At 64.6% G+C, this 12,355-nt stretch carries 14 protein-coding genes and 1 pseudogene; 11 read left to right on the forward strand and 4 right to left on the reverse strand.

Going from position 1 to position 12,355, the window contains the following annotated elements; genetic code table 11:
• Nucleotide 1 precedes the first annotated feature (1 nt).
• Nucleotides 2-326 (forward strand): annotated as a pseudogene (locus CKW40_RS26990) (low molecular weight protein tyrosine phosphatase family protein).
• A 39-nt stretch (nt 327-365) separates the two neighbouring features.
• On the opposite strand, the gene CKW40_RS26995 reads toward CKW40_RS26990, so the two are convergent.
• Both CKW40_RS26995 and CKW40_RS27000 read right to left on the reverse strand, forming a co-directional pair.
• On the reverse strand, nt 366-554 hold the full coding sequence (locus CKW40_RS26995; RefSeq protein ID WP_095202880.1) for a hypothetical protein: 189 nt from the start codon (nt 552-554) through the stop codon (nt 366-368).
• A gap of 7 nt (nt 555-561) precedes the next feature.
• A complete protein-coding gene (locus tag CKW40_RS27000; protein ID WP_095202881.1) occupies nt 562-747 on the reverse strand; it encodes a hypothetical protein in 186 nt (61 codons plus the stop codon).
• A gap of 188 nt (nt 748-935) precedes the next feature.
• On the opposite strand from CKW40_RS27000, the gene rsmI reads away from it, so the two are divergent.
• Both rsmI and CKW40_RS27010 read left to right on the forward strand, forming a co-directional pair.
• Entirely contained in the window at nt 936-1,847 is a 912-nt protein-coding gene (rsmI, locus tag CKW40_RS27005) for a 16S rRNA (cytidine(1402)-2'-O)-methyltransferase (RefSeq protein WP_095202882.1), read from the forward strand.
• Nucleotides 1,840-2,217: a YraN family protein gene (locus CKW40_RS27010; RefSeq protein ID WP_179298122.1), complete on the forward strand. Its 378-nt coding sequence runs from the start codon at nt 1,840-1,842 to the stop codon at nt 2,215-2,217. The genes rsmI and CKW40_RS27010 overlap by 8 nt, the downstream gene beginning before the upstream one ends.
• Nucleotides 2,218-2,234: 17 nt before the next feature.
• Here CKW40_RS27010 and CKW40_RS27015 read toward each other — a convergent pair whose 3' ends face one another.
• Together CKW40_RS27015 and CKW40_RS27020 are read right to left on the reverse strand one after the other, a co-directional pair.
• Nucleotides 2,235-2,558: a hypothetical protein gene (locus CKW40_RS27015; protein WP_095202884.1), complete on the reverse strand. Its 324-nt coding sequence runs from the start codon at nt 2,556-2,558 to the stop codon at nt 2,235-2,237.
• Nucleotides 2,559-2,604: 46 nt separating this feature from the next.
• Entirely contained in the window at nt 2,605-3,411 is an 807-nt protein-coding gene (locus CKW40_RS27020; RefSeq protein ID WP_095202885.1) for an undecaprenyl-diphosphate phosphatase, read from the reverse strand.
• 160 nt (nt 3,412-3,571) lie between these two features.
• On the opposite strand from CKW40_RS27020, the gene CKW40_RS27025 reads away from it, so the two are divergent.
• From CKW40_RS27025 to CKW40_RS27060, 8 genes are all read left to right on the forward strand, one after another.
• Nucleotides 3,572-4,264 (forward strand): glutathione S-transferase family protein, encoded by a 693-nt coding sequence (locus CKW40_RS27025; RefSeq protein WP_095202886.1) that lies wholly within the window; start codon nt 3,572-3,574, stop codon nt 4,262-4,264.
• Nucleotides 4,245-5,399 (forward strand): tRNA epoxyqueuosine(34) reductase QueG, encoded by a 1,155-nt coding sequence (queG, locus tag CKW40_RS27030; protein WP_095202887.1) that lies wholly within the window; start codon nt 4,245-4,247, stop codon nt 5,397-5,399. The genes CKW40_RS27025 and queG overlap by 20 nt, the downstream gene beginning before the upstream one ends.
• Complete coding sequence (locus tag CKW40_RS27035) at nt 5,396-6,295, forward strand: SDR family oxidoreductase (protein WP_095203000.1); 900 nt, start codon at nt 5,396-5,398, stop codon at nt 6,293-6,295. Before queG ends, CKW40_RS27035 begins: the two co-directional genes overlap by 4 nt.
• A gap of 65 nt (nt 6,296-6,360) precedes the next feature.
• Entirely contained in the window at nt 6,361-7,455 is a 1,095-nt protein-coding gene (gene mepA, locus CKW40_RS27040) for a penicillin-insensitive murein endopeptidase (RefSeq protein WP_095202888.1), read from the forward strand.
• A gap of 188 nt (nt 7,456-7,643) precedes the next feature.
• Nucleotides 7,644-8,669, forward strand: a complete 1,026-nt coding sequence (locus CKW40_RS27045; RefSeq protein WP_095202889.1) for a glucokinase — start codon at nt 7,644-7,646, stop codon at nt 8,667-8,669.
• 288 nt (nt 8,670-8,957) lie between these two features.
• Nucleotides 8,958-10,814: an ABC transporter ATP-binding protein gene (locus CKW40_RS27050; RefSeq protein ID WP_095202890.1), complete on the forward strand. Its 1,857-nt coding sequence runs from the start codon at nt 8,958-8,960 to the stop codon at nt 10,812-10,814.
• Complete coding sequence (gene dapB / locus CKW40_RS27055; RefSeq protein ID WP_095202891.1) at nt 10,811-11,653, forward strand: 4-hydroxy-tetrahydrodipicolinate reductase; 843 nt, start codon at nt 10,811-10,813, stop codon at nt 11,651-11,653. The genes CKW40_RS27050 and dapB overlap by 4 nt, the downstream gene beginning before the upstream one ends.
• A 77-nt stretch (nt 11,654-11,730) precedes the next feature.
• Entirely contained in the window at nt 11,731-12,351 is a 621-nt protein-coding gene (locus CKW40_RS27060) for a 2,3-bisphosphoglycerate-dependent phosphoglycerate mutase (RefSeq protein ID WP_095202892.1), read from the forward strand.
• Nucleotides 12,352-12,355: the final 4 nt, after the last annotated feature.

The following is a 12,355-nucleotide window of genomic DNA, read 5'->3' on the forward strand; positions in this document are numbered from 1 at the left end:
TTTGAAGAACGTCCTCTTTGTCTGCAGCCAGAACCGCTTGCGCAGCCCGACCGCCGAGCAGGTCTTTTCAACGCGCCGGGACATCGAGGTCGCCTCGGCGGGAACCAATCATGACGCCGACACGCCACTGACGCATGAGCTGGTCGCCTGGGCCGACATCATCTTCGTCATGGAAAAGGTTCACCGCACCAAACTGCAGAAGAAATTCAAGGCCAGCCTGAACAAGGCCCGGGTCATCTGCCTCGATATTCCTGGACAACTATGAATTCATGGATCTGGAGCTGATTGACCTTCTGAAGGCGCGCGTTTCACGCTATCTGGGGTGACCCAGAGGAAGTTAGAACGGTCTCGGCCAGTCGCGCTTGTCAGGCGTCGTGCTTGAAACGGCGCTTGCCGCGATCCTTCTCGGCATGCGCCTCTCCGTTCCGGGCCGGTTTGGCGTCGGCCTTTTCGCGGCGAACGCTGTGCTGGTCGTTCATCGGATGCGGGGGCACGCCTTCCCTGGCGGTTTTCGTTTCAAGACGGGTGATGAAGATATCGAAGCGATTGGGCATCGTTCGGTCAGTGCTCCGTCGTGCTGTCGGGTTTGTTGTCGGAAAGCCTGACATTCGTCGGCAGGGCGGTTGTCGCCCGCTCGGTCAGGCTGGTGTCGGTCTTGGCTGGCAGGCGCTTGTCCCTGGGGGCGGCAACGCGCTTGCGGCCGGCATAGTAGGGCTCGAAAGCGTCCTGTATCTTCAGGCTGTCCATCCTGTCCTCCTCCGGAATCAGGGGCTAAATCTGCCAATGCCGGTTTGGTTCCCCACTGTGGCGAAGGAATGGCGATAACCTTACATCGACGACAGCTTTTGCAAGCCCGCGCCAGCCATGCCAAACAAGGGTTTGGTAGGCCAAACAAGATTTGGCAGGCCAAACAGGGCTGAACGGAGACTTGATCAGTGACCGATGAGACGGGCAGACGCAGCTATGTGGTCGGGCAGACCGAAATCCCGGCCCGCCCGCTCGAGCCGGCCCTCTATCTGGTGGCGACCCCGATCGGCAATCTCGCCGACATCACGCTGCGCGCGCTGGAGACTTTGGCCGCCGCCGACATCGTCGCCTGCGAGGACACCAGGGTGTCGCGCGTGCTGCTCGACCGCTATGGCATTCGCCGCCGCACCACGGCCTATCACGAGCACAATGCCGGCGAGGCCGGGCCGAAGCTGATCGCAGCGCTTCAAGGCGGCCAGAGCGTGGCGCTGATTTCCGATGCCGGCACGCCGCTGGTCTCCGATCCCGGCTATCGCCTGGTCGGCGAGGCGATCGACCACGGCATTCGCGTCGTGCCGATTCCCGGCCCGTCGGCGCCACTGGCCGCGCTGACGGCATCCGGCCTGCCGTCGGACGCCTTTCTGTTCGCCGGCTTTTTGCCGGTCAAATCAGGCCAGCGGCTGACGCGGCTGGAAGCCCTGAAAGCCGTGCCGGCAACGCTGATCTTCTTTGAATCGCCGCGCCGCCTGGCAGAATCCCTCGGCGCCATGGTCGAGGCGCTCGGTGGCGAGCGCAAGGCCGCCATCGGCCGCGAATTGACCAAGACCTTCGAGGAAATGCGCATCGGCACGCTGCGGGCGCTGGCGGATCACTATGCGGCGGCCGACACGCCGAAAGGCGAGATCGTCGTCTGCGTCGGTCCGGCCGAGGCCAAGGCGGATGAGCCGGCCGATATTGACCGCCTGCTGTTGTCGCTCTCCGCCGAAATGCCGGCCTCCAAGGCGGCGGCGGAAGCCGCCAAGATGACCGGAGGCCAGAAACAGGCCCTCTACCGGCGGTTGCTGGAGCTCAAGGATGCTTCCGGAGAGGGTAGTGGCTGAGCGCCCGAGCGCCAACCGCCAAAAGGCCTATCGGCGCGGCCATCGCGGCGAATGGCTGGCCGCCGCCGCGCTGATGCTGAAGGGCTACCGCATCCTGGCGCGCCGCCATCGCACCCGCTTCGGCGAAATCGACCTGATCGCGCGGCGCGGCGACCTGGTGCTGTTCGTCGAGGTCAAGGCGCGTCGCACCTTAATGGAAGCCATGGAGGCGATCGGCCACGAATCGGAACGCCGCATCGAGGCGGCCGCCGACATCTGGCTCTCGCGGCAGCCCGACTATGGGAAACTGTCGATGCGTTTCGACATGGTCGCGGTTCTGCCGTGGCGCTGGCCGGTGCATGTCGAGAATGCGTTTTATGGACGGAATTAGGGGGAGCGACGGCGCGGCTAGTGGGCAACGTCCCAGCGCGCCTTCCATTGTTTGACAGTAGCCACTGCGGTCGCCAGCATCTCGTTCAATTCCGAAACTGGCCCCTGCCACGTCCGATCCATTTCCATCTCGGAATCGTCGTAGGTGTCGATTGCTCTTGCGGACACAGCAATCTCATTGGAATCAGGGAGGCCGATAGAAATTTGAAAGCACTCGAACTGTCGAGAGCCGCCAATATGAAAAAATCTCGCGGGCTTGCCTGCCCACTCGGTAAAGAGGGTTGAATCCGTCGCCCTAACCCAAGCGTCGATGACGACATCCACATCGGCATACGTGGTCATGTGCTGGAGTATGCAGTTTCGGTGAGCCTCCGCAACTGGCGGGGGGTCACCCCCAAATCATCAACGCCACCAGCCCGACACCTCCCACCACCAGCCGCCACCAGCCGAACAGCGAGTAGCCGTTGCGCGAGACGTAATCGAGGAGGTAGCGCACCACGACCAAGGCGGTGACGAAAGCGGCGACGAAGCCGATGGCGATGATCGGCAGGTCGGCTGAGGTCAGCACGTTGCGGTTCTTGAACAGGTCGAAGGCGAAGGCGCCGACCATGGTCGGGATGGCGAGGAAGAAGGAAAATTCCGCCGCCGCCCGCTTATCGACGCCCAGAAGCAGCGCACCAACGATGGTCGAACCCGAGCGCGAGGTGCCGGGAATCAGCGACAGGCACTGGAACAGGCCGATCTGCAGGTAAAGCCTTGTCGGGAAGCGTTCGACGTCGCGATAGACCGGCTTCAGGTTCATGCGGTCGACCGCCAGCAGCACGACGCCGCCGATGATCAGCATGATGCAGATCAGCCTTGGCGATTCAAACAGCACCGTCTTGATGAAATCATGCGCCAGCGCGCCGATGATCGCCGCCGGCAGGAAGGCGATCAGGATGCCGATGACGAAATGCCGCGTCAGCCGGTCATGCGGCAGGTCGAGCAGCATCTGCCACAGGCGGCGGAAATAAACGCTCAGGATCGCCAGGATAGCGCCGAGCTGGATCAGGATCTCGAAGGCCTTGCCGGTGGAATTGAAGCCGAGGAAATGGCCGGCGAGCAGGATATGGCCGGTCGAGGACACCGGTATGAACTCGGTCAGGCCCTCCAGCAGGCCGAGCAGCAGGGCTTCGACGATGGTCTGGCTTTCCATGGCTACCTCGGCTTTTGCGCGACGGCTAACAGAACGGCTTGCTTGTCATGGCGTTGAACTGCCCCTATAGGTCGCAACACCCTGACGGCCCGCTAACCGGGCGGCCAAGACTTACCGGCGCGCCCGGCGATTCGCCAGTGCGCTTTATCATCGCGGAACCATGCTGACGCTTTTCCACCATCCCATGTTCGCAACCTGCCGCTTCGTCCGCCTCGCTTTCGGCGAGTATGGCGAGGAGCTGGCGCTGATCGAGGAAAAGCCGTGGACGCGGCGCAAGGAGTTTTTGGCGCTGAACCCGGCCGGCACGCTGCCGATCCTGCTCGCCGAAGGCGACGTCCCGATCGTCGGCGCAACGGTGATCTCGGAATATCTCGACGAGACACGCGGGGTGCTCAAGCGTGACAAGCGGCTGTTCGCCGAAGATCCGATGCAGCGGGCCGAAATCCGCCGGCTGATCGACTGGTATCTCAACAAGGCCGAAAGCGAAGTCACCCGCCATCTGGTGCGCGAACGCGTGCTGAAGCCGATCATGCCGGAAACGGCGGGCGGCGGCTCGCCTGATTCGGGCGCCATCCGCGCCGCGCGCGCCAACATCCGCCAGCATATGAAATACACCAACTGGCTGGCCGGCACCCGCCATTGGCTGGCCGGCGGCAGGGTCACCTATGCCGACCTCGCGGCCGCCGCGACGCTGTCGGTGCTCGATTATCTCGGCGAGATCGACTGGCGCGAACACACTGCTGCGCGCGAATGGTACACGCGGGTGAAGTCGCGCCCCTCCTTCCGGCCGCTCCTGACCGACCGCGTGCGCGGCCTGTCGCCGGTGTCGCATTATGCGGACCTCGACTTCTGACGCCGCAAAACTGCGCGCGCTGATCGACGCGGAGGCGCATCGCGCCGGCTTCGATGCCATTGCCGTCACCTCTCCCGATGCCATCCCGCTGGCGCCGGCCCGGCTCGCCGAATTCGTCGCCGACGGTTTTCACGGCTCGATGGACTGGATCGCCGAGACGATTGCGCGGCGCAGCGAGCCTTCCACGCTGTGGCCTGAAGTGCGCTCGATTATCGTTCTGGCGATGAATTATGGGCCGGACCATGATCCGCGTGCGCTGCAGGCCAGGCACGACCGGGGCGCCATCTCCGCCTATGCGCAGAACCGCGATTATCACGATGTGATAAAAGGCCGGCTGAAGGAAATCGCCGGCAAGATCGTGGCGCGTGCCGGCGGCGACGTGAAAGTGTTTGTCGATACCGCACCGGTCATGGAAAAGCCGTTGGCGGAGGCCGCAGGCCTTGGCTGGCAGGGAAAACACACCAATCTGGTCAGCCGCGAGCACGGCTCGTGGCTGTTCCTCGGCACCATCTTCACCACGGCTGAACTCGCCCCCGACCGGGCCGAGATCGATCATTGCGGCTCCTGCCGCGCCTGCCTCGACGCCTGCCCGACCGATGCCTTCCCGGCGCCCTACCGGCTCGATGCGCGGCGCTGCATCTCGTATCTCACCATCGAGAACAAAGGGCCGATCCCGCATGAATTCCGCGAAAAGATCGGCAACCGCATCTATGGCTGTGACGATTGCCTGGCCGCCTGCCCGTGGAACAAATTCGCCAAGACGGCCTCCGAGGCAAAACTCGCCGCGCGCGACGATCTGCGCGAGCCGCCGCTCGCCGACCTCCTTGAACTGGACGACGCGGCCTTCCGCGCCTTTTTCTCGGGTTCACCGATAAAGCGCATCGGCCGCGATCGCTTTGTCCGCAATGTGCTGATTGCCGCCGGCAATTCTGGCGATATCTCGCTTGCCGGTCCTGTGCGAGCCTTGCTGGCGGACGCCTCGCCACTGGTGCGGGGCGCGGCAATATGGGCGCTGGCGCGGCTGGTGCCGGATGCCGAATATTCCGAACGGGCCGCGACCGGCCTGAACACCGAGATTGACGGGGCCGTACGCGAGGAATGGCGTCTGGCGCGGCCAACCAGGACACATGCATGAGCGAAAGACAGGTCTTCATCTTCGGCGCCGGCTACTCCGGCAAGGCTTTTGCCCGCGCCAACAAGGATACCGCCACGATCTTCGGCACGACGCGTTCGCCCGACAAATTCGAGGCACTGCGCCAGGCTGGCATCGCACCACTGCTGTTTGACGGCGCGTCGACGGACGAAATCGGCGAAGCGCTCAAGAAAACCACGCATCTGGTGATTTCGGTTGCCCCTGAAGAGGCCGGCGACCCCGTCTTGAATGCCGCCCGGGAGGCAATCGCAGGGATGCCGGCATTGGAATGGATCGGCTATCTCTCGACCGTCGGCGTCTATGGCGATTATGGCGGCGCCTGGGTCAACGAAAAGACCACCTGCCGCCCGGTGTCGAAACGCTCCGTCATGCGGGTTGAGGCCGAGCAGCAGTGGCTGAAGCTCGGCAAGGATATCGGCAGGCCGGTGGCGATCCTGCGCCTGTCGGGCATTTACGGCCCCGGCCGCAACGCGCTGGTCAATCTGGAAAACGGCACCGCGCGGCGGCTGGTGAAGCCCGACCAGGTGTTCAACCGCATCCATTGCGACGACATTGCCGGCGCGCTCTGGCAGCTTATCGAGGGCAACACAGGCGGCATTTTCAATGTCGCCGACGATGAGCCGGCGCCGCCGCAGGATGTCGTCGCCTATGCCGCGTCGCTGATGGGGATCGAGCCGCCGCCGGAAATTCCTTTCGACACCGCCCAACTTTCGCCCATGGCACGGTCCTTCTATGGCGAGAACAAGCGTGTCGCCAATGCGGCGATCAAGGCGGCGGGTTATTCCCTGCGCTTTCCGGATTACCGCGCCGCCTTCGACCATATGTGGGCAAGCGGCGACTGGCGTGACGGCGAGGCGCGCAGCCCGATGAAGCGCTGACGATCGAAGCCGCTGGCGCGGCGTGCTATGATTCGGCTTCGGGATTGCGGTGGGGATCCGGTTTCATGAAGACAGCGATGCGTCCATATTTCGGCAAATCGTCACTGTCGGCGGCCGCTCTTGGCCTGCTTGCCTTGACCGGTCTCGCCGTGCAGCCCGCAAGCGCGGAGGAGCGGGCAAAGGACCTGTTCGGCGCCGAGAAACTGCCGACCGCGACCGCGGCGCAGTCGATCGGCTTCTATTCCAAGGGCTGTTTTGCCGGCGGCGTCGCCATTCCCATGGACGGCCCGACCTGGGAAGTGATGCGGCCCTCGCGCAACCGCCGCTGGGGTCATCCGGCGATGATCGCCCTGATCGAGAAACTGTCGCGCGACGCCGCCGCCGATGGCTGGCCGGGCCTTCTGATCGGCGACATCGCGCAGCCGCGCGGCGGCCCGATGATGACCGGCCACGCCTCGCACCAGATCGGCCTCGACGCCGACATCTGGCTGACGCCGATGCCCAGCCGCCCGCTGTCGACGGCGCAGCGCGAATCGATGAGCGCCACCTTGATGGTCGACGAGAAGACGCATCTGGTGAAGGACGCGCTGTGGACGCCGCAGCATACGGCGCTGCTGAAGCGGGCGGCGAGCTACCCCGAGGTCGAGCGCATCCTGGTCAATCCCGGCATCAAGAAAAAACTCTGCGACACGGTCAAGGGCGACCGCACCTGGCTGCGCAAGATCCGGCCGTTTTGGGGCCACGACTATCATTTCCACATGCGCATCGGCTGCCAGCCGGGTTCGCCCAACTGTAAGGCGCAGGAGACGACGCCGGATGATGACGGCTGCGGCAAGCCGCTCGCCTGGTGGTTCACGGAAGAGCCTTGGCGGCCCAACAAGAACCCGGACGCGCCCAAGGCTCGTGACGTGATGACCATGGCCAACCTGCCCAAGGAATGCCGCGCCGTGCTCGACGCGCCGGGGCCGGCGTCAGCCGAAGCGGCGACCTATCACGGTGGCGCCATGCCGGTCGCGGTCGCGGCGCCCGAACCGGAAGCGCCGTCGCAGCCTGCCACCACGGCCAGTGGAGGCGGCGATTTGCCAGGCGCGGCGAACGCTTTCGCGGCGACGCCCAGAATGGGCGCGCCCGTTCCTCGGCCCCGGCCGTCCGCGAACTGATTGCCTTTGCGCCATCGGTCGGCTCAATCGGTTTAGCGGGCTGTTTTCGCGAAATAGTGGCCGTTTGGCCGCAGAAGCTCACTGCGCGCGCTACCGGGTTCGAAAACCGTTTCCCTTTTCAAACTCATGCGCTAGTCAACGGAAGAACGGCGAGACGCCGTCAGGGGGCGCCGGGGACGGACGAGAGCATGCCAAGCGTAAGCGATACCGACACGTCGTTGCGGTTTCCGATCCTGATCGGCGACATTGGTGGCACCAATGCGCGCTTTTCGATCGTGCTCGACGCCAATTCCGAGCCGACCGAGCCGCAGATCGTCCAGACCGCCAATTACAACACCATCGACGAGGCGATCCAGGCGGCGGTGCTCGACCGCTCGTCGGTCCGCCCCAATTCGGCGGTGCTGGCGGTGGCCGGCCCGGTCGACGGCGACGAGATCGAGCTCACCAACTGCCCGTGGGTCGTCAAGCCGAAGCAGATGTTCGCCAATCTCGGCCTGAGCGACATCGTCGTGCTCAATGATTTCGAGGCGCAGGCACTGGCCGTCGTGGCGCTCGGCGAAGAGCATATGGAAAAGATCGGCGGCGGCACGCCGGAGCCGAATGCCGGCCGTGTCGTGCTCGGACCCGGTACCGGTCTCGGCGTCGCCGGGCTGGTCTATGCGCTGCGCCACTGGATACCGGTGCCCGGCGAGGGCGGCCATATGGATATCGGCCCGCGCTCACCGCGCGATTTCGAGGTTTTCCCGCATATAGAGAAGCTCGAGGGCCGCATTTCGGGAGAGCAGATCCTGTGCGGGCGCGGTCTCGTCAACGTCTACCGGGCGGTGGCCAAGGCAGACGGCAAGCCGTCGCCCTTCACCACGCCGGCCGAGATCACAGGCGCGGCGTTGGCCAAGACCGATCCGGTGGCGCAGGAAGCGCTGGAAACCTTCGTCACTTGCCTCGGGCGCACCGCCGGCGACCTTGCCCTGGTGTTCATGAGCCGCGGCGGCGTGTTTTTGACCGGCGGCATCGCGCAAAAGATCGTGCCGGCGCTGAAGGAAGGCAATTTCCGCGCCGCCTTCGAGGACAAGGCGCCGCACAGCGCGCTGATGCGCACCATGCCTGTCTATGTCATCACCCATCCGCTGGCAGCACTTCTCGGCCTTGCCGCCTATGCCCGAAACCCGTCGCTGTTCGGCGTCCAGACCGCCGGTCGGCGCTGGCAGGCCTAGAGCGGTTCACCGTTTCACGGAAACGCCGACCCGCTCTATCTCCTTGTTTTGACGCAATTCCCAAGGGCAAAGCGCTATGCGCTTTGCCTGGGAAAACCGCTACGCACTTTTCCTGGAATTGCTCTAGCTCTTCGACGGGATGTGCCTATATTCCCCGCGGGCGCGCTTGAGCCGCCCGCGACGAAGTTAATCAGCCGCGGGCATAGGCAAGCCGGCCTCATGACGTTAAGAGGGGTGCCGAATTCGCAGCCGGTCCTACGAGGCGGAAAACCACAAAGCGCTCCTGATTTGACACTTCAAGCCCCCAAACAAAAAGTCCAGCCCGGCGAGGTCACGGCGGTGCTCCGCCGCATCCTCGCTGAAAATGGCGATGAATATCGCTGGACCTATGTCGTTGCCGTCACCTGCTTGCTGATTGTTTCCGGCACCACTGCCTTCACGGCGTGGATCATGGCCCCGATGATCAACCAGATCTTCTACGAACGGCGCGGCGATATGATCGTCTGGATCTGTGCCGGTTTCATGGGAGCCTCCCTGCTGCGCGGCTTCGCCGGTTACGGCCAGGCCGTGGCGTTGGCCAAGATCGGCAACAATCTGGTCGCGCGCTACCAGAAGCGCAGCTTCGACCATCTGATGAAGCTCGGCGTCGACTTCTTCAACGATACACGTTCCGGTCGGCTGGCGGCACAGGTCAACGAGAATGTCGGCGGCGTCCGCGATCTGCTGTCGCTGACACTGACCTCCATCAGCCGCGACGCGGTCACGCTGGTCGCTCTCGTCGGCGTCATGATCTACCAGGATCCGGTGTTGTCGCTCAGCTCGCTGCTGATAGGGCCGCCGTTGATCTGGGCCGTCGTCTACATCACTCGCCGACTGCGGCGTATCAACCGGGAATCCGTGCTGATCAACTCGCGGCTGAACGGGTCCGTGCAGGAGGCCACGCAAGGCATCGCCATCGTCAAGGCCTTCACCCTGGAGGACGAACTGGCGCGCCGCATCGGCATCATGGCCGATACGGCCGAGCAGCGTAACAACAAGATCGCCCGCGTTGCGGAGCGGCTGTCGCCGATTTCCGAGATTCTGGGCGGTCTCGCCATTACCTCCGTGCTTGCCTATTCCGGCTATCGGGCGCTGGTGCTTGGACAACCACCGGGCGCGGTGTTTTCCTTCATCACCGCGCTGATCATGGCCTACGATCCGGCAAGACGCCTGGCGCGCACGCAGGTCGGGATGGAACGTGCCCTGGTCAACGCGCGCATGATCTACGAGTTGCTCGACCTGGAGCCGAAACAGGGCGATGCCCCCGACGCTGTCGAGGCCAGGATCACCACCGGCGAGGTGCGCTTCGACAATGTGACGTTCGGCTACAACGCCGACATGCCGGTGCTGAGGGACCTGAGCTTTACCGCCGCCGCCGGCAAGGTCACGGCCATCGTCGGCGCTTCGGGCGCCGGCAAGTCGACGATGGTGGCGCTCTTGCAGCGCTTCTACGACGTCGACCAGGGCAGCATCGAGGTCGATGGCCAGGACATCTCGAAGGTGACCAAGCATTCGCTGCGGCAGTCGATCGCCTATGTGGCGCAGGCGCCCTATCTGTTCGAGGGCACGATCCGCGACAACATCCGCTACGGCCGGCTGTCGGCCACGGACGCCGAGATCGAGCAGGCTGCAAAGCTCGCTGCCGCCGACGAGTTCATCCGCCAGCAGCCGCAAGGTTACGACACGCCGGTCGGCGAAGGCGGCTCGACGCTGTCGGGCGGCCAGCGCCAGCGCGTCTCGATCGCCCGCGCCATCGTGCGCCAGGCGCCGATCCTCCTGCTCGACGAGGCGACCTCGGCGCTCGACAACGAGGCGGAGGCGCGCGTCCAGGAGGCGCTGAGCCATGTCATGCAAGGCCGCACGACGATCGTCATAGCGCATCGGCTGTCGACGGTGGTCAATGCCGACCACATCATCGTTCTGGAAGAGGGACGGTTGGTCGAGGAAGGCACCCATGCGACGCTGATGGCCGACCCGGACAGCATCTATGCCCGCTTCCACCGCATACAGGGCGTCAAGGGTCTGGGGCTTGTCGACGACAGCGTATCGATCCAGACTTCGTCTAAGGACTTTGAGACGCGGAACATCGCCCGGAGCACGGCATGAGCGAGACATCGGCAACCGGCAAGCCGGCAAGCGATATGGGCCTTGTGGTGGTCGGTGCGGCCGGCCGCATGGGCCAGACGCTGGTCCGCGCCATCCATACCATCCCCGGCGCGCGCGTCATCGGCGCGGTCGAGCGCGCGGATTCGCCTCATCTGGGCAAGGATGCCGGCGAGCTGGCAGGCATCGGCATCATCAACGTGCCGATATCAGACGATCCGTTGCCGGTCTTCGCCAAGGCCGATGGCGTCCTCGACTTCACCACGCCGGCCTCGTCCGTCGAGTTTGCCGGCTACGCGGCGCAGGCGCGCATCGTCCATGTCATCGGCACGACCGGCTGTTCGGCCGAAGACAATGCCAAGATCGCTGCCGCCGCGCGCCACGCGACGATCGTCAAATCGGGCAATATGAGCCTCGGTGTCAACCTGCTGGCGGTGCTGGTCGAACAGGCGGCGCGCGCGCTCGACGCCGACGATTTCGACATCGAGATCCTGGAAATGCACCACAAGCACAAGGTCGACGCGCCGTCGGGCACCGCACTGCTGCTCGGCGAGGCCGCCGCCGCCGGGCGCGGCATCGCGCTGGCCGGCAATGACGTGCGTTCACGCGACGGCCATACGGGCGTGCGGAAAACCGGTTCGATCGGCTTCGCCACGCTGCGCGGCGGCTCGGTGGTCGGCGACCACAGCGTCATCCTGGCCGGCACCGGCGAGCGCATCACGCTGTCCCATCACGCCGAGGACCGCGCCATCTTCGCCCGCGGCGCCGTCAAGGCAGCGCTGTGGGCGCGTGGCAAGAAGCCGGGACTGTATTCGATGCGGGACGTGCTCGGGCTCAGCTGAGCAAACCACAACCACCTTGTTTTAACGCAATTCCGGACGGAAACCCGCTTCACACTTTTCTCTTGAAGGGAGCAAAAATGTCGAGAACCCTCGTGCTCGTGCGCCATGGCCAGAGCGAATGGAACCTGAAAAACCTGTTCACCGGCTGGCGTGACGTCGACCTGACCGAGCAGGGCCACGCCGAGGCCAAGGCCGCCGGCCAGAAACTCAAGGCGCGTGGCCTGAAGTTCGACATCGCCTTCACCTCGGCGCTGAGCCGGGCACAAAAAACCTGCCAGCACATTCTCGACGCCGTCGGCCAGAGCGATCTGAAAACCATCCGCGACCAGGCGCTCAACGAGCGCGACTATGGCGACCTCTCCGGCCTCAACAAGGACGACGCCCGCAAGAAGTGGGGCGAGGAGCAGGTGCATGTCTGGCGCCGCTCCTACGACGTGCCGCCGCCCGGCGGCGAAAGCCTGAAGGACACCGGCGCCCGCGTCTGGCCCTATTATCTGCATGACATGCAGTCGCACGTGCTGCGCGGCGGCACCGTGCTGGTCGCCGCCCACGGCAATTCGTTGCGCGCGCTGATCATGGCGCTCGACGGCAAGTCGGGCGAGGAGATCGTCAAGCTGGAACTCGGCACCGGCGTGCCGGTCATCTACCAGCTCAACGCCGATTCGACCGTGGCGTCGAAGGAAGTGCTGGAGGGCTAAAGCA

This window comes from Mesorhizobium carmichaelinearum (assembly GCF_900199455.1).
Lineage (GTDB): Bacteria > Pseudomonadota > Alphaproteobacteria > Rhizobiales > Rhizobiaceae > Mesorhizobium > Mesorhizobium carmichaelinearum.